This is a genomic window from Chromobacterium sp. (genome assembly GCF_041912965.1).
Classification (GTDB): domain Bacteria; phylum Pseudomonadota; class Gammaproteobacteria; order Burkholderiales; family Chromobacteriaceae; genus Chromobacterium; species Chromobacterium aquaticum.
In genome coordinates this window covers 78,846-104,846 of the sequence record NZ_JAYSGF010000004.1, presented here as the reverse complement: position 1 = coordinate 104,846, position 26,001 = coordinate 78,846, and the positions used below count along the sequence as shown (strand labels likewise).

At 64.1% G+C, this 26,001-nt stretch carries 19 protein-coding genes and 1 CRISPR repeat array (1 of these 20 cut by a window edge); of the genes, 13 read left to right on the top strand and 6 right to left on the bottom strand.

Features of this window, described 5'->3' with window-relative positions; genetic code table 11:
• The first annotated feature begins 30 nt into the window (after positions 1-30).
• A complete protein-coding gene (locus tag ACE3QM_RS03365; RefSeq protein WP_048408864.1) occupies positions 31-1,812 on the top strand; it encodes a glycosyltransferase in 1,782 nt (593 codons plus the stop codon).
• Positions 1,813-1,869: 57 nt separating this feature from the next.
• Here the strand turns inward: ACE3QM_RS03365 and ACE3QM_RS03360 are convergent, their stop codons facing one another.
• A complete protein-coding gene (locus tag ACE3QM_RS03360; protein WP_374420234.1) occupies positions 1,870-2,451 on the bottom strand; it encodes a class I SAM-dependent methyltransferase in 582 nt (193 codons plus the stop codon).
• Positions 2,452-2,716: 265 nt separating this feature from the next.
• On the bottom strand, positions 2,717-3,451 hold the full coding sequence (locus ACE3QM_RS03355) for an S-methyl-5'-thioinosine phosphorylase (RefSeq protein WP_048408866.1): 735 nt from the start codon (positions 3,449-3,451) through the stop codon (positions 2,717-2,719).
• A 284-nt stretch (positions 3,452-3,735) separates the two neighbouring features.
• On the opposite strand from ACE3QM_RS03355, the gene ACE3QM_RS03350 reads away from it, so the two are divergent.
• From ACE3QM_RS03350 to ACE3QM_RS03320, 7 genes are all read left to right on the top strand, one after another.
• Positions 3,736-4,374 (top strand): TetR/AcrR family transcriptional regulator, encoded by a 639-nt coding sequence (locus tag ACE3QM_RS03350; RefSeq protein WP_374420231.1) that lies wholly within the window; start codon positions 3,736-3,738, stop codon positions 4,372-4,374.
• Positions 4,371-5,354, top strand: coding sequence for a secretion protein HlyD (gene hlyD, locus ACE3QM_RS03345; RefSeq protein ID WP_374420229.1), 984 nt, complete (start codon positions 4,371-4,373; stop codon positions 5,352-5,354). Before ACE3QM_RS03350 ends, hlyD begins: the two co-directional genes overlap by 4 nt.
• A gap of 1 nt (position 5,355) precedes the next feature.
• Entirely contained in the window at positions 5,356-7,095 is a 1,740-nt protein-coding gene (locus tag ACE3QM_RS03340) for an ATP-binding cassette domain-containing protein (protein WP_374420228.1), read from the top strand.
• Positions 7,092-8,225, top strand: coding sequence for an ABC transporter permease (locus ACE3QM_RS03335; RefSeq protein ID WP_374420225.1), 1,134 nt, complete (start codon positions 7,092-7,094; stop codon positions 8,223-8,225). The genes ACE3QM_RS03340 and ACE3QM_RS03335 overlap by 4 nt, the downstream gene beginning before the upstream one ends.
• Before the next feature lie 11 nt (positions 8,226-8,236).
• A complete protein-coding gene (locus tag ACE3QM_RS03330) occupies positions 8,237-9,337 on the top strand; it encodes an ABC transporter permease (protein WP_374420223.1) in 1,101 nt (366 codons plus the stop codon).
• Positions 9,334-10,749, top strand: a complete 1,416-nt coding sequence (locus tag ACE3QM_RS03325) for an efflux transporter outer membrane subunit (RefSeq protein ID WP_374420221.1) — start codon at positions 9,334-9,336, stop codon at positions 10,747-10,749. The genes ACE3QM_RS03330 and ACE3QM_RS03325 overlap by 4 nt, the downstream gene beginning before the upstream one ends.
• A gap of 87 nt (positions 10,750-10,836) precedes the next feature.
• Positions 10,837-12,120: a ferric reductase-like transmembrane domain-containing protein gene (locus ACE3QM_RS03320; RefSeq protein WP_374420219.1), complete on the top strand. Its 1,284-nt coding sequence runs from the start codon at positions 10,837-10,839 to the stop codon at positions 12,118-12,120.
• Positions 12,121-12,203: 83 nt separating this feature from the next.
• On the opposite strand, the gene ACE3QM_RS03315 is transcribed toward ACE3QM_RS03320, so the two are convergent.
• A complete protein-coding gene (locus ACE3QM_RS03315; RefSeq protein WP_048408872.1) occupies positions 12,204-12,638 on the bottom strand; it encodes a DUF411 domain-containing protein in 435 nt (144 codons plus the stop codon).
• A gap of 75 nt (positions 12,639-12,713) precedes the next feature.
• Positions 12,714-13,025 carry a hypothetical protein gene (locus tag ACE3QM_RS03310; protein WP_048408873.1) on the bottom strand — a complete coding sequence of 104 codons (312 nt, stop codon included), beginning with the start codon at positions 13,023-13,025 and terminating at the stop codon, positions 12,714-12,716.
• 323 nt (positions 13,026-13,348) lie between these two features.
• On the opposite strand from ACE3QM_RS03310, the gene ACE3QM_RS03305 reads away from it, so the two are divergent.
• The 5 genes from ACE3QM_RS03305 to ACE3QM_RS03285 all read left to right on the top strand — a co-directional run bounded on the left by ACE3QM_RS03305 (position 13,349) and on the right by ACE3QM_RS03285 (position 18,953).
• On the top strand, positions 13,349-15,454 hold the full coding sequence (locus ACE3QM_RS03305) for a TonB-dependent receptor domain-containing protein (protein ID WP_374420216.1): 2,106 nt from the start codon (positions 13,349-13,351) through the stop codon (positions 15,452-15,454).
• A gap of 109 nt (positions 15,455-15,563) precedes the next feature.
• Positions 15,564-15,854, top strand: a complete 291-nt coding sequence (locus ACE3QM_RS03300) for a DUF2218 domain-containing protein (protein WP_227104831.1) — start codon at positions 15,564-15,566, stop codon at positions 15,852-15,854.
• Positions 15,855-16,012: 158 nt separating this feature from the next.
• Positions 16,013-17,122, top strand: coding sequence for an ABC transporter substrate-binding protein (locus tag ACE3QM_RS03295; protein ID WP_048408875.1), 1,110 nt, complete (start codon positions 16,013-16,015; stop codon positions 17,120-17,122).
• Positions 17,119-18,183, top strand: coding sequence for a FecCD family ABC transporter permease (locus ACE3QM_RS03290; RefSeq protein WP_374420213.1), 1,065 nt, complete (start codon positions 17,119-17,121; stop codon positions 18,181-18,183). Before ACE3QM_RS03295 ends, ACE3QM_RS03290 begins: the two co-directional genes overlap by 4 nt.
• Positions 18,180-18,953 (top strand): ABC transporter ATP-binding protein, encoded by a 774-nt coding sequence (locus ACE3QM_RS03285; RefSeq protein WP_374420211.1) that lies wholly within the window; start codon positions 18,180-18,182, stop codon positions 18,951-18,953. Before ACE3QM_RS03290 ends, ACE3QM_RS03285 begins: the two co-directional genes overlap by 4 nt.
• A 226-nt stretch (positions 18,954-19,179) precedes the next feature.
• Here ACE3QM_RS03285 and cas3f read toward each other — a convergent pair whose 3' ends face one another.
• A complete protein-coding gene (cas3f, locus tag ACE3QM_RS03280) occupies positions 19,180-22,524 on the bottom strand; it encodes a type I-F CRISPR-associated helicase Cas3f (RefSeq protein ID WP_374420209.1) in 3,345 nt (1,114 codons plus the stop codon).
• Positions 22,521-23,495, bottom strand: coding sequence for a type I-F CRISPR-associated endonuclease Cas1f (cas1f, locus tag ACE3QM_RS03275; protein ID WP_374420206.1), 975 nt, complete (start codon positions 23,493-23,495; stop codon positions 22,521-22,523). The genes cas3f and cas1f overlap by 4 nt, the downstream gene beginning before the upstream one ends.
• 206 nt (positions 23,496-23,701) lie before the next feature.
• A CRISPR array of direct repeats spans positions 23,702-26,001; the repeat unit is 28 nt; unit sequence GTTCACTGCCGGATAGGCAGCTTAGAAA (it continues 1,689 nt past the right edge of the window).

Sequence of the window (26,001 nt, the reverse complement as noted above, 5' to 3'; positions counted from 1 at the left end):
TTTTTCAACATACCCTGGGTAGCCCGTCTTATGATCTCCGTCGTCATCCCTGCCTACAATTACGCAAAATACCTGCCGGATGCGCTCAACAGCATATTGCGGCAAGGAATCGATGACCTTGAAATCATCGTCTGCGACGACTGCTCAACCGACAATACCGCGGAAGTCATCCAAGGATTCGCCGCCAAGGATAAGCGGGTCAAGTATTTCCTGAACGACAAAAATCTGGGCGCGACGCTCAATATCAATCAAGCCGTCAAGAAAACCAGCGGCGACTACATCGTGCTGGTCGGCGCCGACGATCTACTGGCCCCCAATAGCCTCAAGACCCTGAAAGACGCGCTGGACCAGCACCCCGAGTGCGGCTTCGTCTATGGCCGCTATACCCTGATCAACGAAGACAACCAGCATTTCCCCCTGCAACATCCGGGCTGGCTGGACCACGATTACTTCGGAGAGCGGGACGAGCTCCCCAACCTGCTGAAATTCGACTGCTATATCAATATCGTCGCCTCCATGTTCCGGCGCGAAATAGTTCTGGACAGCGACTTTTTCGACACCAGCCTGCAGGCCTTCGACGATGAGCCATTTTTCCGGGCTACCGATTGGGACAAAAGCCTGCAGCTAGCGGCGCAAGGCATCAAGATCGGCTTCGTCAACAAGAACATCTCCATCTTCCGGGTGCATCAGCAGCAGGCCTCGTCCGGAGATAAATACGGCCGCTCCGGCTTGGCGTTGTTCGAACATGCGCTTCTGCTCGAAAGATACTTCACCACAGCCAACCTTGACCGGCTCTTGCCCCATCTGGCCGATATCATCCGCCTGTTCCAGTCCAAGTTCGAATACTTTCACAGCCAGGCGCTGCCGGAATTTGCACATAGACGTGAACTGGCGGAAGCCCGCGCCAACGAGGTGTTGTCGAAAGTGGAAAGCGTGCTGTCCCAGCACGCCCAACAAGGCCCCCACGATTTCACCGAATCGCAGCTCCCCGAAGTCGGCCCTACTGAACTCAATCCAGAGCAGCCGTTTTTCAGCATCATTTTCACCACTTATGATCGTCCACACCTGGCGGTCAACGCATTGCAAAGTATTGCAGAGCAAAGCTTCAAGGACTTCGAAGTCATCCTGGTCAACGATGGTGGCCTGCCACAGGAAAGCCTGCTGGAATGGCTGGGCAAGGACATCAACGTTACTTATGTGCGCCAACCCAACCGCGGCGTAGCCGCCGCGCGCAATCTGGCCTTACGTCTGTGTCGTGGCCATTACGTCGTCTATCTGGACGACGACGACATCATGTACAGCCATCACCTGGCACGTCTGCACCATGAAGCCAGCCGCCACCCTGGCGCATTGGTTTTCGGCAACGCCCACTTCATCACCGAACAGGTGCAATGCGGTATGCGCGAGGAACAAGGCCGCGCACTGATGGCATGCAAGCAATTCGACTTCAACCGCCTGCAAATCTCCAACTACATCCCCATCAACGCGCTGGCTCATCCGCTGCTGGTCATCGACGAAGTCGGCGGTTTCGATGAAGACCTGCCGTCGCACGAAGACTGGGATCTGCTGATTCGCCTGTCGCGCAAAATCCCCTTCGCCCACTTCAACGACATCACCGTCCAGGTCAGACGTCGTCTTGGCAATGGTCAGGAATTCGACTCCAGGACCGTACGCGCCTGGCAAAGCATGAAACAGGACTTCATTGAGATTTACAGCCGCTACGACGATATGGGGATAGAGGAAATCAAGAAAGCGCGTGCAAAAGTATTGGCTGCAGACCATCCCACCAAGGCGGGTCTGAACTTCAACTAAGTCCGCGGCCAGCACGTGAGCTTACCGCGGATAGCCGCCAGACGCGCGGCTGTCCGCTCAAACTTTCCTGGCCGCAACCAGGACTTCATTGGTGGGCACTTCAACATAGTCTGGCAAGGCGGGCAAAGCGGCGGCGAATGCCGCCCGGTAGCCCTCAGGCGTGCGGCTCAGCAGGCGATCCACATAGACTTCTTTCGCCTGCTCCATCCGGTATGGCTTGTGCCAACACATCTCCAGCCCCAATTGCCGGAATAGCGCTTGAAACGATGGTTTCGTCCAATAAGTCAAATGCTCGACCGGCTTGTAGTAATAGGGGATCAAGCCTTCGGCGTCCACCGTAGTCAGCACCAGATAACCATTCGGCTTCAACAAGGGCATCAATTCACGCAGGATTTCCAGCGGATGATTCAGATGCTCCAGCACCCCCCACAGCGTTACAAAATCAAACTGCTGCGGCCTGAACGCCTGCAAGGAGCCATGGACTCGCTCCGCACCAGGCGAACCCAATTCGACCCCCTGGCACCTGGCGCCGGCTACGCGGACAAAATCTCCGTGCCCGGCGCCAAAATCCAGAATTTCGGAAGCCTCATCGCAGCCCAGCCCACCCAATGTCGACAAATTGCGTGCGGCATTGCGCATCACAACATCCTGCCGAGCTCTAATATCCTGGTATTGCGCGTAAAACGCGCTCAACTCCTGGTCCGTAGGGATCGGCAAGGTATATTCCAAACCGCAGGCGCCGCACTTGACTACCTGATGGCTCCCAACATCAACCGCGTAGCGCCCCCCCTCCTCGGCACACACCGGACACTGTCTCATGACTCTCGATCCCGAATTACAAGCACACACACCCCCTCAATAAATAAAGCTCGCAGCCAATCAGGCCGGATTAGGTCTTGATATGCTAGGCCCCGGTTTGCAACAGCGCCTGTAACACCCCAGTACACATTTCCACCCCCATCGCGCCGGTGGTGGCGTCGAACTCCACCGTCGCCGCGCCGCCCTTGCCGGCCGCCCAGTTGCTGACCAGGCACAGATGCGCATAAGGCAGGTTCATCTCCCGCGCCAAGGCCGCCTCCGGCATGCCGGTCATGCCGACTATATCGGCACCATCCCGCTCCAACTTCAATATTTCCGCGGCGCTTTCCAGCCGCGGGCCCTGAGTGCAGGCATAAACGCCGCCCACCACCCCGCTGTGGCCGCTGTCCGCCATCGCGCGGATCAGCCGCTGGCGCAGTGCGTCGTCATAGGGCGAGGAAAATTCCGCGTGCACAACTGGCCGGTCCAAGCCCTCGAAGAAGGTGTGCTTGCGGCCCCAGCTGTAGTCGATGATGTTGTCCGGCACCACCAGGCGGCCCGGCGGCATGTCGGGACGGATGCCGCCCACGGTGCCGATGGCGATCACGCCTTTGACGCCCTGATCATGCAAGGCCCAGATATTGGCGCGGTAATTGATCTCATGCGGCGCCAGCGAGTGGCCATAGCCATGGCGTGCGATGAACACCACGTTCTGCCCGTTCAGCAGGCCGAAGGTCAGCGCGCAAGAAGGGTCGCCATAGGGGGTGCGCACAACTTGACGATGGGTGACTTCCAGTACGGGCAGCTGGGCCAGGCCGCTGCCGCCGATGATGGCCAACATGATGTGTCCCCTTTGAGATGGTGCGATGAATCGCTGTTTTCGCCACGGCCACGGCTCAAGGAGCCTGGCGCGGCTGCGGGATTCTTGGTGCCGGCTGACGCCGGCGCTCCAATTATGGCCGATTATTTCCCTCCGGCACATGCCGCCGCACAGTGAATTTGCCCGAGCCCACGCGGCGTTTGCCGGCGATATTGCAAAAACAAGCACTTGTGTAATTGCGCCTGATTTATACAAGCGTACAAATACTACTTGCATACGCTTATACATTCGTATAAAACCAGTTCATGAACAAACCGATCAACGCCACCCGCCAGCAACTGCTGGACTGCGGCCTGGAACTCGCCAAGGAAACCGGTCTGCGCGCGCTCACCGTGCGCGGCCTGTGCCTGCACGCCGGCGTCAATCCGGGCAGTTTTGTCTACCACTTCGGCAGCCGCGAACGCTACCTGGCCGAGCTGCTGGAAAGCTGGTACGCGCCGCTGCTGCGCCAGATGCAATGGCAACAGCAGCAACAGCCGGCGGCGCTGCCGCGGCTGCAAGCCATGCTGCGTCAATTGCTGGAATTCATCTCCGAGCATGGCGGCTTCATCGCGCACATGCTGCTGGACGCCGCCGCCGGCGAAACCGCCGCGCAGGGCTTCCTGTCCACGTTGGCGCCGCGCCATCCCAAGCTGCTGCTGCAAAGCATTGTCGACGCGCAGCAGGCCGGAGAGCTGGAACGCGGCGATCCGCTGCACCAGGCGCTGTTCCTGATGTCGGCGCTTGGCCTGCCGGCGCTGACGCAGCACATCATCGCCGGCAAGCCCATGCTGCCCGGCCTGATCCAGCAAGCTTTCGATACCTACGCCATCGATCCACGCCACACCGAACAACGGCTGCAATGGGCGTTGCGCGGCCTGCGTCCAATGGAGTCACAACCATGAAGCGCCAAGCTCTAATCATCGGCCTGCTCATCGCCGCCCTGCTCACCGGCGGCGGCTACGCCTGGCGGCAGCGGCAATTGAGCCAGGAACGCCTGAGCCTGTCCGGCAATGTCGACATCCGCGAAGTCAGCCTGTCCTTCCGGGTGGCCGGTCGCTTGAGCAGCCTGAACGTGGACGAGGGCGCCAGCGTGCGCGCCGGCACGGTGCTGGGCGAGCTGGACGCCGCGCCCTACCGCAACGCCTTGCGCGATGCCGAAGCCGCCCTGGCCGCCGCGCAAGCGCGGCAGGCCTTGTACCGCTCCGGCCCGCGCCGCGAAGACATCGAGCAAGCGAAGGCCAATCTGGACGCGCGCCGCGCCGCACAACTCAACGCCGAGCAGACCTACCAGCGCCAGCGCCAACTGGCCGACACCGGCGCCTCCGCCCAGCGCGCGCTGGACGATGCCCGCGCGCAGCGCGACCAGGCCGCGGCGCAGACCGAGGCGGCGCGCCAGCAATGGCAGGCGCTCAAGCGCGGCTACCGCAAGGAGGAGATCGCCGAGGCCGACGCCAACGCCGAGCGCGCAACGGCGCAATTGGCCCAGGCCAAGCTGCAGCTGAGCGACACCCGGCTGCTGGCTCCGGCCGACGGCGTCATACTCACCCGCGCGGTCGAACCCGGCGGCATGCTGTCCGCCGGCGGCGCGGTGTTCACCCTGTCGCTGACTCGGCCGGTGTGGGTGCGCGCCTATGTCGCCGAGCCCGATCTGGGCCGGGTGGCCCCCGGAACCAAGGTCAAGGTCCGTAGCGACGGCCGCGCCCAGCCTTACGACGGCGTGGTCGGCTTCGTCTCCCCCAGCGCCGAATTCACTCCCAAGAACGTGGAAACCCAGGATCTGCGCACCGCCCTGGTCTACCGGCTGCGCGTGGTGGTGCAAAACCCGGACGCCGCGCTGCGCCAGGGCATGCCGGTGACGGTGACGCTGGCGGACGGCGGCTGAGATGGACGCGCAGAACGCCATCGTCCTGCGCGGGCTGCGCCAGCGCTTCGACGCGCACGAGGCGCTGGCCGGCATAGACGCGACGATACGCCGCGGCGCGATCACCGGCCTGGCCGGGCCGGACGGCGCCGGCAAGACCACCTTGCTGCGGCTTCTGGCCGGCCTGCTGCAAGCCAGCAACGGCGCCGTCCGCGTCGAAGGGCTGGCCCCGATCGCCGACGGCGACGCGCTACGCGCGCTGATCGGCTATATGCCGCAGCAATTCGGCCTGTACGAAGACCTGACGGTGCTGGAAAACCTGGAGCTGTACGCCGATCTGCGCGGCGTCGTCGGCGAGCGACGCCGGCACAGCTTCGAACGCCTGCTGGCCTTCACCGACCTGGCCCGCTTCACCGCGCGGCCAGCCGGCAAGCTGTCCGGCGGCATGAAGCAGAAGCTGGGCCTGGCCTGCGCGCTGCTGGGCGAGCCTCGCATCTTGCTGCTGGACGAACCCAGCGTCGGCGTCGATCCGATTTCCCGGCGCGAACTGTGGAAGATGGTGAGCGAACTGGCCGCCGACGGCATGACCGTGCTGTGGAGCACGTCCTATCTGGACGAAGCCGAGCGCTGTGACGAGGTGCTGCTGATGAACGCCGGCCAGCTCGCCTATGCCGGCACGCCCGGCGAGCTGATCCGGCGCATGGAAGGCCGCAGCGTGCAGCTGCGCGGCATTGCCGGCAACCATCGCCAGGCGCTGCGGCGCGCGCTGCGTCAACCGCAAGTGCTGGACGGCGTGATCCAGGGCCAGGCGCTGCGTCTGGTGCTGCGTCAGGCCGGCCAGCCGCCAGAGCTGAGCGCCTTGCAGGCCGGGCCGGACGCCCGCTTCATCGTGGTCCCGCCGCGGCTGGAGGACGCTTTCATCGAACTGCTGGGCGGCGGCCCCGGCGGCGATTCGGAACTGGCCGAGCGGATGCAGCCGGCGCAACTGCCGGCCGGCGTGGACCCGGACGCGGTGATCCGCGCCAAACAGCTCACCCGCCGCTTTGGCGATTTCATCGCCGCCGACAATATCGACTTCCAGGTGCGCCGCGGCGAGATCTACGGCCTGCTAGGTCCCAACGGCGCCGGCAAGTCCACCACCTTCAAAATGTTGTGCGGCCTGCTGCGACCCAGCGCCGGCGAGGCCAGCGTGATGGGCATAGACCTGAAGCGCAGCGCCAGCCGCGCGCGCCGGCAGCTGGGCTATATGGCGCAGAAATTCGCGCTCTACGGCAACCTCAGCGTCGCCCACAATCTGGACTTCTTCTCCGGCATCTACGGTCTGAGCGGCCAGTCGCGGCGCGACACCGTCGCCGAAATGGTCCGCGTGTTCGCGCTCGCGCCCTATCTGGACATGCTCGCCGGCGCGCTGCCCCTGGGCTTCAAACAACGGCTGGCATTGGCCTGCGCGCTGATGCACCGGCCGCCGCTGCTGTTTCTCGACGAACCCACCTCCGGCGTCGACCCCATCACCCGCCGTGAATTCTGGAGCCACATCAACGGCCTGGTGGACAAGGGCGTCACCGTGATGGTCACCACCCACTTCATGGACGAGGCCGAGTACTGCGACCGCATCGGCCTGGTCTATCGCGGCCGCTTGATCGCCAGCGGCACGCCGGACCAGCTCAAGCGCCAGGCCTCGACGCAGGACGAGGACATCACGATGGAAGAGGCCTTCATCCGCCTGGTGGCGGCCGACGACCGCGCCGGAGCCAGCACATGAGCACCGCAGTCAAACCCGCGCGCCTGCTGGCGCTGTGCCGCAAGGAAGCCATGCAGATCGTGCGCGATCCCAGCAGCATCCTGATCGCCTTCGTGCTGCCGATGGTGCTGCTGTTCATCTTCGGCTACGGCATCAATCTGGACGCCAACAAAGTGCGCATCGGCGTGGTGCTGGAAGACAGCGGCGCCGAGGCCCGCCGTTTCGCCGACACGCTGGCGGGCTCGCCCTATCTGGAAGTCCATCCCGGATCCTCCCGCGTCGAGATGCGCGCACGGCTCGCCGCCGGCGAAGTGCGCGGCATGGTGGTGATTCCCGCCGACTTCTCCGCCAAGACCGCCCAAGGCCGCGGCACCGCCGCGGCGCAGCTGCTCACCGACGGCGCCGAACCCAATACCGCCAACTTCCTGGCCAATTACCTGCAAGGCGCCTGGCAGGTCTGGCAGGCCCAGCGCGCGCAGGATCGCGGCCAGCCGCCGCCGGCCCAGCTGCGGCTGGAACCGCGCTACTGGTTCAACCCCGACACCGTCAGCCGCAACTATCTGGTGCCTGGCTCCATCTCGGTGATCATGACCATCATCGGCGCGCTGCTCACCTCGCTGGTGGTGGCGCGCGAATGGGAACGCGGCACCATGGAGGCGCTGCTGTCCACCCCGGTGACCCGCGCCGAACTGCTGCTGTCCAAAATCCTGCCCTACTATCTGCTGGGCATGGCCGCGATGCTGATCTGCGTGCTGGCGGCCACCTTGCTGATGGGCGTGCCGCTGCGCGGCTCCTGGTGGCTGCTGTTCATCGTCAGCAGCCTGTTCCTCGGCAGTGCCCTGGGCCTGGGCTTGCTGCTCTCCACCGTCACCCGCAACCAGTTCGTCGCCGCCCAGGGCGCGCTCACCGCCGCCTTCCTGCCGGCCACCATGCTGTCCGGCTTCGTGTTCGAGATCAACAGCATGCCGCCGCCGGTGCAGGCCGCCACCTATCTGGTGCCGGCGCGCTATTTCGTCAGCGCGCTGCAAACCCTGTTCCAGGCTGGCGACATCTGGCCGGTGCTGCTGCTCAACACCGGCTGGCTGCTGCTGTCCGCGGGCTTCTGGCTGGGGCTGACCGCGCTTAAATTCCGCCGTCGGCTGGACGGTTAGAAAGGGCTCTCATGTGGCACTCGCTGCTAACCCTGATCCACAAAGAACTGCGAGCCCTGCTGTCCAGCCCGCAGAACCGCCGGCTATTGATCATGCCGGTGCTGCTGCAACTACTGCTGTTTCCGTTCGCCGCCACGCTGGAGGTCAAGAACAGCACGCTGGCCATCTACAACCAGGATGGCGGCGCCGCCTCCATCGAACTGTCCCAACGCCTGGCCGCCGCCCACGCGTTTCCGCGTCTGCTCAATATCCGCAGCGAAGCCCAGCTACGTGACGCCATAGACCGCCAGCAAGCGCTACTCGCCATCCGCATTCCGCCGGATTTCTCCCGGCGGCTGGCTCAAGGCAGCCCGCCGCCGCTGCAGGCCGTCATCGACGGCCGCCGCTCCAATAGCGCGCAGATCGCCTTCGGCTACGCCCAGCAAATCGTCGCCCAGTACGCGCGCGAACTCAGCCCCGCGCCTTCGCCGGCCCAGTTGCTGGTTCGCCATCTGTACAACCCCAATCTGGAATACCGCTGGTTCGTGCTGCCCAGCCTGGTGGCCATCATCACCACCATAGGCTGTCTGATGGTCACCGCGCTGTCATTGGCGCGCGAACGCGAGGAAGGCACTTTCGACCAATTGCTGGTCACTCCGCTGACGCCCGGCTACATCATGGCCGGCAAGGCCGTGCCCGGTATGCTGGTGGCCGCGCTGCAAGGCAGCGTCATTTCCGCCGCCGCGGTATGGATCTACCAAGTACCCTTCGGCGGCGGCATCGCCCTGCTCTATCTTTCCATGCTGTGCTACGGCCTGGCCCTGGCCGGCTGCGGCCTGCTGATCTCGGCGCTGTGCGCCAACCAGCAGCAGGCCTTTCTCGGCGTGTTCGGCTTCATGGCCCCGGCGGTGATTCTGTCCGGCTATATGGCGCCGGTGGAAAACATGCCCTGGCCGCTGCGCGCGCTCAGCGCCGCGGACCCGCTCAGCCATTTCATCATCGTGATCAAGGGCCTGTTTCTCAAAGGCTACGGCGCGGCCGAGGCCTGGCCTCATCTCTGGCCGCTGCTGCTGATCGCCGCCGTCAGCCTTGGCCTCGCCTACCTGATCTTCCGTCAAAGGAGCGGACAATGAATTCATCCCACCTTGCCGTTTCTCTGTCGCTCGTCCTGCTCGCAGGCTGCGCCGTCGGCCCCGACTACCGGCCGCCTCCCCCGGCGCAACTGCTGCCCGCCGCCAGCGCGGAAAACGAGCCGGAAGCCGCCGGCTGGTGGCAAGCCTTCCAGGACCCGGCGCTGAACCGCCTGGTTGGCGCCGCGCTGCGCCGCAGTCCGGATCTGGCCAGCGCCGACGCCAATATCCGTCAGGCTCGCGCCGCGCTGGAGATCAACACCGGCGCGCAATGGCCGCAGCTCAACGCCAGCGGCCGCGTCAGCCGCGACCAACTGAGCCGCCGTGGCGAAGCCTTGGCCAATATCCCCTTCGCCAATCCGCAAACCCTGTTCACCGACTACCGCGCCGGCTTCGACGCCAGTTGGGAGCTAGATTTGTTCGGCCACACCGCCCGCAGCGTGGAAGCCGGCCGCGCCCGGCTGGACGCCAGCCGGGAACAAGCCGCCGACGCCGCCTTGCGCGTGGCCGCAGAAACCGCGCGGCTGACGCTGGACTACCGCTACTGGAGCCTGCGCGCCGACAACGCCGCCGCCCAGGTCGGCTGGCGCGCGGAGCTGGCGCGGCTGAGCCGGCTGCAAGTCCAGGCCGGCCTGGCTGGCGCCGGTGAACTGGATCAGGCGGAAACCGAAAGGCTGCGCGCCGACGCGCAGCTGCAGCCGCTGCTCGCCGCCCGCCAGGCCGCGCTCGCCGCGCTGGGCCCGCTGACCGCGCTGCCGATGGAACAACTGCGCGCGCTGCTGGACGCCGCCGCGCCGGAGCCTCCACTGCCAGCCGCGCCCGCAGCCGGCCTGCCGTCGGAATTGCTGCTGCGCCGGCCGGACCTGCGCGCAGCGGAACGACAGCTGGCCGCCGCCAGCGCCGACATCGGCGTGGCCACGGCCGAGCAGTATCCGCGCTTCAGCCTGCTGGCCAGCGGTGGTTGGGACAGCGTCCGCCCCGGCGACTTCGCCACCCAGGCCAGCCGCTACTGGAGTTTGGGACCGCAACTGAGCCTGCCGTTGTTCGCCGGCGGCCGGCTGCAAGCCCAGGTCAGGGCGCGCGAGGCCAGCTACGACGCCGCGCTGGCGCAATACCGCAAGGCGGTGCTGCAAGCGCTGGCCGATGTGGAAACCGCGCTGCTGCGCAACCAGGCCGGCCGCATCCAGGACGCGCGGCTGGCCGAGGGAGAAGCCGCGCTGCAACGCCAGCTTGGCCACGCCCGCCAGCGCGTCGCCGTCGGCGAGGCCGCGCAAAGCCACGTATTGGAAGCGCAGTTGCAGCTCGCTGTGCTGCGCGAACAGCGGCTGGCCGCGCGGCAAACGCTGTCCGCCGACCTGATCGCGCTATACAAGGCTCTGGGCGGCGACACACCATCCGCCGAGCCACCACGCTAAACCCGCCCCCGCGCCGCGTTTAAGCTGCGCTTAAGTTTGCGGTGTTCCAATCACCTTAATCCCCTATCACAAGAAAGGACTAAGGCGATGAACCCTAGACTTCCCGTGCTCAGCCTGCTGCTGTTCGCCAGCGGCGCCTTGTACGCCGCCGCCAGCCTGTGGCAAAACGGCCTGCCCGCCAACTACTGGCAATGGCGACACGAACTGGTGCTGCTCAGCGGCGTGCAATTGATGGCCGTGATGAGCGCCGCCATGCTGCTGGCCACGCGCCCGCGCTGGCTGGAACCGCTGCTGGGCGGCCTGGACCGGCTTTACGCGTTGCACAAGCAGCTGGGCATCGCCGCCGGCCTGCTGCTGGCGGCTCACTGGCTGATCAAGCTGTCGCCCAAGCTGATGCTCGCTCTGGCCTGGGTCGCCCCGCGCATCAAGAGCGGCGGCGGCGGCAAAGACCCGCTGGTTTCGCTGGCCAAGGACGTGGGCGAATGGGCTGCCTGGGCGGTGCTGGCCATGGTGATCCTGGCGTTGCTGCGCGCCGTGCCCTATCGCTTCTGGCGCAAGCTGCACCAGCTGTTCGCCCCGCTCTACTTGGCAGGCGCCTTCCACGGCCTGATCCTGATGCCGGCCGAGATGTGGGCGCAGCCGGTGGGCTGGCTGCTGGCCGCGCTGATGCTGATCGGCTCCGGCTGCGCGCTCTACTCGCTGGCCGGCCGCATCGGCAAGCGACAACAATACGCCGGCCGGGTGCAGAGCATCGAAGCGCTGCCAGCCGGGCAGTTGGAAGTGATCTGCCAGATGAAGGCCTGGCCTGGCCACCGCGCTGGACAATTCGCGCTGGTCAACTTCGCCGCCCATGAAGGCGCCCACCCCTTCACCATCGCCAGCGCCGACCATGGCGACGGCCAGCTGCGTTTCATCATCAAGGCGCTGGGCGATTACACCCGCCGCCTGCCGGCCGAACTCCAGATCGGCCAGGCCGTCACCGTGGAAGGCCCTTACGGCCGCTTCCAGCCGCGCGGCGGCGCGCGCCAGGCCTGGGTGGCCGGCGGCATCGGCGTCACCCCCTTCCTGGCCTGGCTGCAAAGCCAGGAATTGGCCGACAGCCAACTGGACGTGGATTTCTACTACTGCGTGCGCAGCCGCGGTGAGGCGGCGCGGCTGGAAGAAGTGCGGCAAGCCTGCCATCAACACGGCGTGCGGCTGCATCTGATCGAGAGCGAGGCCGGCGCGCGGCTGGAAGCTGGCATGCTGCCGGAAGTGGACGAGGTCTGGTTCTGCGGCCCGCAAGGCTTGGGCGAGGCGCTGCGGCGCGGCCTGAAACAACGCGGCGCGCAGGCGCCGGTTTTCCATCACGAGGCCTTCGCGATGCGCTGACGCAAAACGGGCGCTCCAACCTGCCGGAACGCCCGTCATGCACTCAAGCAAGCCGCTGCAAGGCCGCTGGGGCATCACCAACTTTAACGCGTGGCGTAGACGCTGCGCCTCCCCTGCTCATCAAAACTCAACACCTGATAGGACTGCTTGCTCGGCCCCTCCATCCCAGGGCTGCCCATCGGCATGCCCGGCACCGCCAGGCCGACGATCTTGGGCTTGTCCTTCAGCACCTTCTTCACCAGATCCGCCGGCACATGGCCTTCAAACACATAGCCGCCGATCTCGGCGGTATGGCAGGAACGCAGATCCGCCGGCACTTTCAGTTTGGCCTTGACGGTGGACATATCCGCCTCGTTGCGGCTTTGCAGCGCCACGCCGTTCTTCTGCATATGCTCGGCCCAGGCGGTGCAGCAGCCGCAATACGGGTCTTTATGCATCAGCCCATCGGCGGCGGCGGCAAGCGGGGAGATCAGGGAAATGGCCAGCGCGGCGGCGGCCCAGTGCAGACGTTTGTTCATGAAACACCTTCCAATGCATCGAATGATATGAACCGCCGCGCCTCAGGGCGCGGGCAGCGGACAAGACAGGATCACTCAAAACATTTGCGGCGGGCGCTCCGGCGGGGCGGGGATGAAACCGGACCATACCGCCTCGGCCTTGGCCTGCAGCACCGGGCGGATCGCCTGCAAGGGCAGGCTGGGCACCGCCGGCCACGGCGCGGCCGGCAACTGGCAGCAAGCGGCGGCCTGGGCGGCGCTGGCCGGCTGGGTATGGCAAGCCGCGCCATCATCCGCCATCCACACGCAAGGCGCGCTGGCAGCCACGCGTCCGCCCATGCTCCAGCCGGCCTGCGGCAAGAGCAGCAGACACGTTAGCAACAGCAGCAAGGGCAGGCGGAGAGACATTGATTCAGAGACACGCGTGAGCCGGAACAGGCGTGGGACTGGCCGCTAACACCTTGGTTCCCAAATGCTTGCGGTATTTCTTGCGTCCCGCACAAAGTTTGAGCCACATCATGTTTCTGCCGGATCGCGGCCCTCACCCCCAAAAACGCCACAATCAATAACGATTCGCATTTGCGTTCTCATTAATTCGGTGGGATACTTGTGGTCCCATTTGACATTCCTTGCGCAAACAAAAAGCCAACGGCATGCACGGAGCGCCGACCCAGCCGGAACGCGGATCAAATGGGCCTCGTTCATGTGATGATTTTCTGGTATCCACGACAATGAAAACCTTTGACTCCGCCGCCCGTCACGGTGTGCGCCTCGCCCTGCTCTCCGCCGCCGTCTCCGCGCTCTACCTGCCCGCCGCCCACGCGGCGGAAGCCGAAGCCACCCTGCCCTCGGTAGTGGTGACCGCCACCGGCTATGAGCAAAAAATCAAGCAGGCTCCGGCCAGCATCTCGGTAATTACCCGCGAAGATCTGGCGAAGAAACCGTTCACCAATCTGGCCGATGCGCTGACCGATCTGGAAGGCGTCAGCATCAATGGCTCCGGCCCTGGCGACAAGGACATCGCCATCCGCGGCATGCCCGGTGAATACTCGCTGATCCTGGTGGACGGCCGCCGTCAAAACACCCGCGAAACTCGCAGCCGCGGCACTGGCGGTTTCCAGCAATACCAAATCCCGCCGATGGAAGCGATTGAGCGCATCGAAGTGGTGCGCGGCCCGATGTCCTCGCTATACGGCTCCGACGCGATGGGCGGCGTGGTCAACATCATCACCCGCAAAGCGCCCAAGGAATGGCATGGCTCGATGACGCTGGGCGGCACCATCGCCGAACATTCGAACGAAGGCAATACCGGCCAGAGCAGCTTCTGGCTGGGCGGTCCGCTGATGAAGGACCTGCTGTCGCTGCAAGTCTACGGCGCGATGAATAATCAGGCCGAAGACAATATCTACTACAGCAAGAGCGGCGACGGCGGCAAAGTCGCCAGCCATGTGGCCGACATCAATGCCAAGCTCAGCTTCACCCCGAACCAGGATCACGAGATCACCTTCGAGGCTGGCCATAATGAGCTGCGCAAAACCACGACACCGGGTAAGAGCGACGCAGTAATTTCGCGCGGCAAACCAAACAAGAAAAATGACTATTTTGACGTCCGTGACCACTGGAGCCTGAGCCACAACGGCAAATACGGCAATGTGCGCTCCAATGTCTCCCTGTATCAGGAAATCGACAAGCCCAGCCACTCGCTTAATAACGTGGACGACGGCACAGGCCTGAAGCTGAGCAATACCACGCTGGACGGCCAACTGACCTTCCTGCTGGATCGCAACACCGTAAAAATTGGCACCCAAGTTGGCCAACAAGTCGGTTCCGGCATGCGTGCTCAAGAAGCGATTGTGGGCTTCATCGGCCCAGCCAACCCGGACAAAATCACCGTCAACACTTGGGCACTGTTCGCCGAGGATAGCTTTGAAGCCACCGACAGTCTGACCATCACCGCCGGCGGCCGCGTCGACCACCACAGCGTGTTCGGCACCCACTTCACCCCGCGTGTTTATCTGGTTGAACACCTAAGTCCGCAATGGACGCTGAAGGGCGGTATCGGCAAAGGTTTTAAAGCGCCGACTATCCGCCAGAGCACTGACGGCTATTGCATGCGTACCGGCGCCGGTAACGAGGCTGGTATTCTGTGCGGCAACTCCAAGTTGAAGCCGGAGGAAAGTACTTCTTACGAAGTGAGTCTGCACTTTGACAATGAGAGAGGCCTGAGCGCCAACGCCACCCTGTTCAATAACGACTTCAAGAACAAGGTGGTCAGCTACGGCACAGACAAGTTCTCCAACCAGTACGCACCTGGCACAGACCCAGTCCGCATCTACATTTACGACAATGTGGACTCGGTCAACATCCGCGGCCTGGAACTGTCCAGCAGCTGGACCTTCATGCCGAAGTGGACGCTGTCCGGCAACTACACCTACACCAAGTCCAAGCGCGATGGAGGTAAGGAAACCAGTTTCCTCGGCCAGTCGCTGAATGGCATGCCGCTGGACAAGACACCGGAACACGCCGGCAATGTGAAGCTGGCCTGGGCGCCGATGGAGAAACTGGACCTGTACACTCGCCTGAACTTCGAAGGCAAGCAGTACTACACCGGCTTCCGCAATGGCGCCAACGTGGCCCGCACCCGCGGCGGTTCCAGCACTTGGGACTTTGGCGGCAGCTACAAGCTGAACAAGAGCTTTGACGTCAACTTCGCCGTGTACAACCTGGCCGACCGCACCGTCGCGATCGACAATCGCGGCCGCTACGATGGCCTGGACGGCAACTGGATGGTCGACGAGGGCCGCCGCTATTGGCTGACCTTGACCGGCAAGTTCTAAGCCGCACCCTGACGGCCCGTCCTCGGACGGGCCGGAAACACCGCACGGCAGTTGCCGAATCCGCCGGATTCGCCAACTGCCTGTTCCCGTTTTTACGATTGGAGAATTGATGATGTTGAGCAGCCGCGCCCAATTGACCACGCCCAATGCCGACAAGGTGCTGTACAAGCTGTGCAAGCACTACGCGCTGAAAGTGCCCGTCGAGTTCGACAGCCACCAGGCCCATGTGCACTTTCCGATCGGCGAATGCCGGATTCAGCGTCAGGACGACACCCTGGACATGATCTGTGCCGCCGACGCCGCCGACAAGCTGGCCAAGATCGAATTCATCATGGACGAGCATCTGGGCCTGATGGCCAAGACGCCGGACTTGAAACTGGACTGGGCCAAAACCGAATAAGACGCCAGCCCGCCCAGCGGCGTTTTCCAGGGCGCGCCGGGCCTGCCCGGCCGCTCCCGTTTCTGTATGATGCTTGCCACCCGCTCCACTGCCAAAGCCTGTCGCCCCGCCCCTACGGCGGGCTTTGACAGCGGAGCCGTATCGCTCAAGGAATCACAATGAAAACACTGTTCTCCCGTCTGCTGCTGGCCGGCGCGCTGGCCGCGGCCACGCTGGCGGCCCAAGCCGCCACCGTCACCGACATCGCCGGCCGTAAAGTGGAAGTGCCGGCCAAGGTCAACCGCATCCTCCTGGGCGAAGGCCGGCTGTTCTACGCGCTGGCCCTGCTGGAAGGCAAGCAGCCCATCGCCCGCATCGCCGGCTGGCAGGGCGACTTCCGCCAGCTGGACCCGCAAACCTACGCCCAGTACAAGCAGCGCTTCCCCGCCATCGACCAGATTCCGCTGATCGGCAAGACCAGCGAGAACTCGGTCAGCGCCGAAAAAGTCTTGACGCTGCGCCCCGACATCGCCGTGTTCAGCATCTCTGGCCACGGCCCGGGCCTGAACAACCCCATCGTGCAGCAGTTGCAAGCAGCCAAGGTGCCGGTGGTGTTCGTCGATTTCCGCAACGCGCCGCTGGAACACACCGTGCCCAGCCTGCGCATCATGGGCAAGGCGCTGCAGCGCGAGGCCGAGGCCGAGCGCTTCATCCGCTTCTACCAGGGCAAGATGGACGCCATCCGCAAAGTCGTCGCCGCCATCCCGGCGCAGCAAAAGCCCAAGGCCTTCCTGGACCTGCGCGCCGGCGCCTTCAGCAATGTCACCAGCGCCGGCCGCGGCAGCCTGGGCGAGCTGGTGGACGCCGCCGGCGGCGTCAATATCGCCGACAAGCTGATTCCCGGCGCGGTGGGCGAAGTGAATATGGAGCATGTGCTGGCCAGCAATCCGGACCTGTACATCGGCACCGGCACCGCCGACGCCGCCGACAAGACCGGCATCCAGTTCGGTGCCAACATCAGCGCGGCGCAAGCGCAGGCCTCGCTCAAGCGCACCGCCGCGCGCAGCCCGGTGGGCGCCTTGCGCGCGGTGCGCGAAGGCCGCACCTTCGGCGCCTGGCACCACTTCTACAACACGCCTTACCACATCGTGCTGCTGGAAGCCTTCGCCAAGGAGCTGCAGCCGGCGCGCTTCGCCAAGCTGGACCCGGACGCCAGCTGGAAACAGCTGCACCGCGACTTCCTGGCCATAGAGCCGCAAGGCACTTACTGGGTCAAGGGCGTTAAATGAGCAGCGAAACCCTAACGCTTTCCGCCGCCATGGTGGCGGCGGACTACCGCCGCACCCTGCTGCGCCGGCTGCTGCTGGTGGCCGTGCTGCTGAGCCTGCTCGCCGTCTCGCTAACGCTGGACGTCACCACCGGCGCCAGCGGCATGCCGCTGGCTGAATTCTGGCAGACGCTGTGGCACCCGGCCGCCGCCGATCCGGCCACCGAAGTCATCGTCTGGCAGATCCGACTGCCCTATGCGCTGATCGCCATCGCCGCCGGTCTGGCGCTGGGCCTGGCCGGTGCCGAGATGCAAACCGTGCTGCACAACCCGCTGGCGGACCCGTTCACCCTGGGCCTGCAGCCGGCGGCCGCCTTCGGCGCGGCGCTGGCCATCCTGCTGGACGTCAGCCTCCCCGGCATCCCCGGCCCGTGGATGCTGCCGGTCAACGCCTTCGTGTTCGCGCTCGGCTCCGCGCTGCTGCTGGACGTGGTGGCGCGCTGGAGCAATATGCCCACCAGCGGCGTGGTGCTGTTCGGCATCGCGCTGTTCTTCAGCTTCAACGCCCTGGTGTCCCTGCTGCAATTCGTTTCCACCGCGGACTCGCTGCAAGACCTGGTGTTCTGGCTGATGGGCAGCCTGTCGCGCGCGGACTGGCCCAAGATCGCTTTGCTGTTCGGCGCTTTCGCGCTGATCCTGCCCTGGTCGCTGAGCCAGTCCTGGCGGCTGACCGCGCTGCGGCTGGGCGAAGACCGCGCCGCCAGCTTCGGCATCAATGTGCGCCGGCTGCGCCTCAGCTCGCTGCTGCGCGCCAGCCTGCTCACCGCGCTGGCGGTGGCCTTCGTCGGCACCATAGGCTTCATCGGCCTGATCGCGCCGCATATCGCGCGCCGGCTGGTGGGCGAGGATCACCGCTTCTACCTGCCGGTAAGCGCGCTGACCGGCGCCGCCATCCTGTCCATGGCCTCGGTGGTGACCAAGAATCTGGTGCCCGGCGTCATCGTGCCGGTGGGCATCGTCACCTCGCTGGTGGGCATCCCCTTCTTCATCGCCATCGTGCTGCGCAACGGAGGCCGCCAATGAGCTCCGCCCTGTCAATCCATCAACTCTCGGTCAGCTACGGCAAGCGCCAGGTGATACGCGCGCTGGACGTGCCCTGTCTGCGGGCGGGCGACATCACGGCCTTGCTCGGCCCCAACGGCAGCGGCAAGTCCACCTTGCTGCGCGCCTTGGCCGGCCTGCAGCACAGCAGTGGCGACGTCCGCCTGGACCAGCGCGCGCTCAGCCGCCAGCGCGGCGAAGTGGCCTATCTGCCGCAGACCCTGCCGCCCAGCGTGCATCTGTCGGTGTTCGAATCGCTGATGGTGGCCGGCCAGGCCACCGCCGCCGGCCTGTCGCGCCGCCACGACGACCAGCAAGTGTTCGCGCTGCTGCAATCGCTGGGCATCGAGCAACTGGCGCTGCGCTACCTGGACCAGTTGTCCGGCGGCCAACGCCAGCTGGTGGGCATCGCCCAGGCGCTGATCCGCGAACCGGTGGTGCTGCTGCTGGACGAGCCGCTGTCGGCGCTGGACCTCAACTACCAGTTCCACGTGATGGACCTGCTGCGCCGCGAAACCCGCCGCCGCGGCATGGTCACCGTCATCGTGCTGCACGACCTGAATGTGGCGCTGCGCCATTGCGACCGGGTGCTGATGCTGAAGGACGGCGCGCTGCAAGCCAACGGCGCGCCGGACGAGGTGATAGACAGCCAAAGCCTGCGCCGCGTCTACGGCGTCAGCGGCCGGGTGGAGCGCTGCTCCCAGGGCGTGGCGCATGTGCTGGTGGACGGGCTGCACAGCGGTTTGCGCTGAGAACCTGTTCATAATCTGCTGCGCTGCGGCGATACGGCGTTGAAAACAGCTTCGAAATGCTCATGTACCACTTGTACATTCCGCTTTCTCAGCTGTTTTCGCCTTGTCTCGCTCTTGCTCGCGAGATTTTGAACAGGCTCTGAGAGTCTGTCAGATGTCTGCTGCGAACGGCCGAGGCCCCCGACGATACGCTCGCCGCCTCGGCCGTTTTCATTGCTGGCGCGCCTCAAGCCTTGCAAAACCCCAGCGCCGGATGGAAGCGCCAGCCATTGTCCGATTGCGGCAAGCTCAGCCCGCCAAAGCGCCGCGCGCAGGCCTCCAGCTCCATGCCCAGTTCCGCCGCCAGCTCGGCCAAGGCCGCCGGATAATCGCTGACGCCCCAGGGCCGGATATTCGGCTGTGTCAACGCCGCGTCCGGCACCCGCTGGTTCAGGCTGGCCTCCACCGGCGTGAAATGCGGCGGCTCCGGCCACGGCCGGCTTTCCACCCGGTGCAGCGCGTAATCGTCCCCATCCTCGGTGGGCAATAACAGCAAGTCCAGCTCCGGCTCCCCGCCGGCGCGGAAAGGCTGCTGCTGCGCCAACACTCCGCTGAGCAGCGCCTGCGGCTGTTGCCAACAGCTATACGCGCCCAAGGGCGCGATGGCCTGACCCTCCCGCCCCGGCCGGCTGCTGGCGGCCTTGGCCTGGCCGGCCGGCGACATTATCTGCGCCAGCCGCGCATGCTCCAGGTGCGACAAACGCCGCTTCGGCCGCAAGGGCTCCGGCTGCACGATGCGCGGCCGCGCGTCCAGATGCCGGTACTCGTCTTCCTCCAGCAGTTCGCTCAATAGATGGCTGTCCAAGGCAAACGCCTCGTTCTCGAAGCCCGGCCTGCGGAAGGCCGGCTGGCTGGGCTGTTCCACGCTGCGCAGATTGCGCTCGGCAATCAGCACATTCACCTTGTCCCAAGGGTCCGGACGGTGGCGGCGCAGCCGACCGGCCAGCTGGATCAGCGAACGCATCGACGAGGGCTCGACGATCGCCCAGTCGTAATCGTGATCCCGCCCCACCTCGGTCACCGGCGAACCCAGCACGATGAACACATGCTCGCGCTCCGGCTCAGCGTCCAGCTCGCGACGGATGGCCGGCAGTGTGAACACCGCTTCCGCTTGTTCACGGTTCAGCGCCTGGTCCAGCTGGCGTTCGATGGCGGAACGCAGCAGCAAGGGGTATTGCGAGTGGTAGACACATAAATGCAGCTGCCAGTGCGCCGGCCACGGCAGCGCGTACAAGGCCAGCGCCACCTCGAACAAGGGCTGGATATTGGCCATGCGCACCAGGCCGAAACTGACCGCCTGGCCGCTGATCGGGTCCCGCTGCTGATTGAGCCGGTGCAAGCGCTCGATAGCCGGCTGCAACTGAGCGGCGAACTCCCGACGCAAGGCCGGCGCCTGCCCCTGGCCGAAGCTCAACGGCAGCAGCTCGGCATGGCGCCGCGCCGGCTGCGTGGCCAGCCAATCGGCGCGCCGGCCGGCAAACTGACGCTGCCGCCGGCGGAAAGCGTCGACATCGGCGCAGTCTTCCTGGGCCCGGTCCTGTTCATCCACCCAGGCGCAGCACACCGCCAGCGGCCGCCCCGGCTGGCCGCGATTGGCCTGGAACTGACGGCGGCCAGCCAGATAGGCCTCGAACAAGCCTTCGATCAGCGCCGGCGGCAAGGTGGCGGACGACAACAGCAGTCGGCTGCCCAGCAAGCCGGCCCAATGCGCCAGCCGAGTCAGCGCCGGCAAGTCCGCCAGGTCGAAATCGTCCGGCTCGTCCAGCACCAGGTCCCCGCTCATCAGCCGCAGCATGGGCGCGATCTGCCGCCCGCCGCGCTGGCTTTCCGTCGCCGGCGTCAGATGGTCTATGGTGCACACCAGCAGCGGCGCTTGCAGCAGCTTGGCCGTTTGCGGATCGCGCAGCGCGCGCGACAACAACGGGTGCTCGCCGCCGGCCTCGTAACGCACCTCGCCGCCCTCGTCCCACAAGGCTTGGCGCGAGGCGGAGCCGCTGGCCTCCGCCTGCTGTTGATAGTGTTTGAACAACTGGGTGTTGGCGCTGCCGCCCACGCAGATGGCCAGATCGTCCTCGTTCAGGCGCAGCCGCTGGCGGAAGGCCTGACCGGTTTGCAGCGTCAGCGCGCGCAAGCCCAGCGCAAACGCGCAACGCAGGCCCAGCACCGGGTCCGCCAAGGCGTACATGATCCGCGCATTGCCCAGCGTCTTGCCACAGCCGGTGGACGCCATATTGACGATGAAAGCGCCCTGCTCCGCCGCCCGCGCGCGCATTCCCGCGGCCAGGTCCGCGACGCGGTCCTGCCAGTGGAAGCGCCCATCGGCGCTGCGCTGCAGCAAGCGCTTGCGCCGCGACAGCCGCGGCAGCTCGCGCTCGAAACCGGGCAAGGCGCGGCATACCAGGGCGCTCTGCTCCGCCACGCCCAGCAAATGCTCGTCCAGCGGCTGATTGAAATCGCCGGACCGGCCATGGGTATTCGCCCACAGCGGATAGCCGGCCTGGCCGCGCTTGTGCCGCAGCTGGCCGTAATCCAGGCTGGAAAAATGGTGATCCGCCAGCATCAGGCTCAGCCGCGCCACGTGCATCGCGTAAAGATTGTCCAGCCAGCGCGTCTCGCCGCGCGCGGTCAGGCGCGCCGCCAGCTTGTCCGCCAGCCGCGCGGCGCGGCGGCTCCAGGCCGGCGTGTTCACCGGCAGGCCCTGCGGGAAACGCCAATACGGCGCCAGCTGCGCCGGCTCGGCCTCCGTCTCCCGCCATTCGTTCCAGCGCGCGTCGATATGAGCCGGAATATTCAACAGCATGCGGCTTTGAAAACCCTGCAGCTTACCGCCCAAGCGGCATTGCCGCTCCTGCTCGAACTCCGGCATCAGCGGCAGCCGGTGATGCGTCAGCACCAGCCAGCCCACCGCGGCGGCCAGCGGCGGCAGACGGGAAAACGGTGGTTCGCACGCCTCCCCCATGCCGTCCGCCTGCAAACGCGCCAGCCAGCTGGCATGGTCCTGCTCCGTCGGCTGCCGCAAGCGCGCCAGCCAGCCGGCGTCGTCGTCATCGCCGACAAAGGCCTGAAACAAGCGTAGCGACACCCACTCGTGGCGATAGAGATTGCGCTCGCTCCGCTCGCCGCGCAGCCGTTGCTGAAACGCCTGGCTGGCCTTGCCCAGGTCGTGCAACAAGGCCGCCAGGCCGGCCAGCAGCTGGATGTCCTCGCCGCTGTGCCAATCGTTCTCGTCCGCACTGCGCAGCACATTGCGGCGGGTGCTGTGCGTGGGCGTGGCGCCGTCGGCATTGAAACGGCTGGCGTCGCCGACGATCCACAGCAGCTCGCTATGGTCCTGGCCGCGTATCCAGTGGCAGGCCACAGCGGTGTTCTTGCGCGCGCTCTGGCGCAGCAAGCGCCGCAGCGTGTCCAGCCCGGCCTGGGTGATGGGCGTTTGCCAAACGCGGTCGCCGCGGCGCTCGGCGAACTGGTCCAAAATCTGCCGGCTGCGCGTCAGCGCCTTCTTGTCGCATTGCGAAATCAGCAGGATATTCATGCCGCCCGCCCCCGCCGCTCGGCAATGTCCTTCAAGGTGTCGATGATGAAATCCAGCGCCTCGCCGCGGGTCAGCGCCTCGATGCAGGCCTGGCGGAAAGTCTGCTCATCGTCGCCGCGCATCGCGGAAACAAAGGCCTGCGGCAGGATCAACGCGTCCTTGACCAGATCCGCCGCGTCGAACACCAGCCCGCCGCGCCGGGTCTTGCCGTGCAACACCGCCAGGCCGTGCGGCAAACCCAGCACCCAGGCCGCGGTGGCGCCCAGGCCGTAAGCCAGGTAATTGCCGTGATCCAGAAAAGCATTGGCCGGGTCCGTGCCGGCGCCGCGCTTGGCGCGGCTGAAATCGCCATAACCGGTGGCCTGCGCCGCCAAGCGGAACAACAGCTTGGTCAGCCGCGCCTCCTCGGTCAGCAAATGCGCGTGGTCCGGCGCCTTGGCGATCGCCTGGCGCGAAGCCTGCAAGGCCGCCTCCAGGCCGGCCTCCTCCACCACGAAACCGGCTTCGCGCAAGGCGCGGCTGCCCAGCCAATGCCGCTGCAAGCAGCCCAGCCGCGCCAGCTGCACATCCTTGGCCGCAGCCAGCCGCTGCGCGTCGTCAAACCAGAAACGCACCCAGTACTGCAGATACTCGGTGGGCCGGTACTCGCTTTGCGGCGCAAACCACGCCGCCTCCTGCTCCAGCTCATTGGCGCTGAACAAGGGCGTGCCGCCCCCGCCGCAAAACCCCACCATCACCCCGGCCTTGGCCAGCTCCCGCATCGCCGCCTGCGTCACCGAGGTGCCAGTGCCCAGCAGGATGCAACTAGTGTTGGCGATGGGGATATTCCAGTACAGCGAAGCCTTGCCGGCGTCGGTGACGTACTCCACCCGCCCGCCATTGACCAGCACCCGGCAGTGCTGCAGATAGTAAAGATTGGCGCGCTTGGAATGCAGAATGGTCTTGAGATCAGACGGGGAAAAATCGGACATGGCGATACCTTCGGGATGGAACGCGACAGCGCATCTTGCCATGGGCATGAGCGCAGGGACAGCCAGCGCGGACTACCCTTTTTTTCTGCCCCCTGGGAGCGACATTTAAAAACAATGACTTAGCGATAAGCTGAAAATTTGGGTCAAAGCCGAAAGAATCGCTGCAAATGCCCACGCCATAAGGACTGTGGGCGGTGTAGACTCTAGTTCACTGCCGGATAGGCAGCTTAGAAAGCTTACTGATGAAGGCAAGAAAGTTCTGGACTGTTCACTGCCGGATAGGCAGCTTAGAAAAGACGCCTTGGCAATGCCGCTCATGTGCAGGAGTTCACTGCCGGATAGGCAGCTTAGAAACGAGTACGAAACGAACACAAGGAAATTCGGCTGTTCACTGCCGGATAGGCAGCTTAGAAATCAAGAGACGGGAATAAACATGACAACGCTTGGTTCACTGCCGGATAGGCAGCTTAGAAAAGGAACAGGCCGATCTGATTGAACGCTTAATGGTTCACTGCCGGATAGGCAGCTTAGAAATTTAGGGCAAGAACCAGGGGACGTGGTTTCGGGTTCACTGCCGGATAGGCAGCTTAGAAAACCCCCGAAGCCACTGAATTTGATAGAAGAAAGTTCACTGCCGGATAGGCAGCTTAGAAATACCGCGTTGCGCGCCCATTCAATCCTAGTGCGTTCACTGCCGGATAGGCAGCTTAGAAATATTATTTGGGGCGTTATAACGGCGCTTCTTAGTTCACTGCCGGATAGGCAGCTTAGAAACAACCGCAGCGACAACCGCAACACCGCCAGCGAGTTCACTGCCGGATAGGCAGCTTAGAAAAGAAAGACCGCGAGGAAGCTGGCGGCGCTGTTGTTCACTGCCGGATAGGCAGCTTAGAAAACAAACAAGCGTTCCTGGTGCTGCCAATACCAGTTCACTGCCGGATAGGCAGCTTAGAAAATCAGCGACACAACCGACGACAACTTCGATTTGTTCACTGCCGGATAGGCAGCTTAGAAAATTGACGCCCATCTTGGCGCCACCAACCGCAGGTTCACTGCCGGATAGGCAGCTTAGAAAGAATGAGCAGCATGATCGCAGAGAGATGGCCGGTTCACTGCCGGATAGGCAGCTTAGAAATTTCAGTCGTCGGACCTTGATTACCGTCCGGGGTTCACTGCCGGATAGGCAGCTTAGAAACAGGTAAGCACAACGGAGATGACATGAAGCTAGTTCACTGCCGGATAGGCAGCTTAGAAAAGAGCGCGAGAATAGCGCCAGAAACGAGCACGGTTCACTGCCGGATAGGCAGCTTAGAAATTGCGGGCCTCTCTGTAGTTGTTGTTGGCGTTGTTCACTGCCGGATAGGCAGCTTAGAAAATTGCACGACTGAACGCTATCAGCCGAAGCAAGTTCACTGCCGGATAGGCAGCTTAGAAATTGGGGCATGAACCAGGAGATGTTGTTTCTGGGTTCACTGCCGGATAGGCAGCTTAGAAAATGCCGTCGCACGCAAAGCGCGTCCATGGACTGTTCACTGCCGGATAGGCAGCTTAGAAAACTTTGTCCACCGTGGCCGACGTTATGAACGCGTTCACTGCCGGATAGGCAGCTTAGAAACAGCGCCTTGCGCCGCCGCTGCTGCATCTGCCGTTCACTGCCGGATAGGCAGCTTAGAAAACCGGAAACAACAGCAGAAGCATTGGAACGAGGTTCACTGCCGGATAGGCAGCTTAGAAAATTGAGCTATGCGCGATAAGTGAGCTTAATTGGTTCACTGCCGGATAGGCAGCTTAGAAAAAACGGAACAAATCCATGCTAAGCGTTCGCCGGTTCACTGCCGGATAGGCAGCTTAGAAACAACGCAGGAATGGCGGCTCGGCCAGCCACTGGTTCACTGCCGGATAGGCAGCTTAGAAATCGCTGCTGACCGCAACGCGCTCTATGATCGCGTTCACTGCCGGATAGGCAGCTTAGAAAACAACAATCTACCGGAAAATGGACAATGGCTCGTTCACTGCCGGATAGGCAGCTTAGAAATACATGTACGGCTGGAACGCCTGCCGTGACGCGTTCACTGCCGGATAGGCAGCTTAGAAACGGCTGAGTGAAGGGACGCTGCTCCAGTGCGGGTTCACTGCCGGATAGGCAGCTTAGAAATGTCCCCAAGCTTGTCTGGCTGTATCTGAAACGTTCACTGCCGGATAGGCAGCTTAGAAATGTCCCCAAGCTTGTCTGGCTGTATCTGAAACGTTCACTGCCGGATAGGCAGCTTAGAAAATTTGGCTCTTGCCGTTCATGTAGTTTGAGATGTTCACTGCCGGATAGGCAGCTTAGAAAATGCAAGTTCCTAGGAGGAAATCATGATTGTCGTTCACTGCCGGATAGGCAGCTTAGAAAGAAGTGATCCAGCCAGCCCCGGATGAATACAGGTTCACTGCCGGATAGGCAGCTTAGAAATTTACCGCCCTACTATTGGGACTTTGCTGACAGTTCACTGCCGGATAGGCA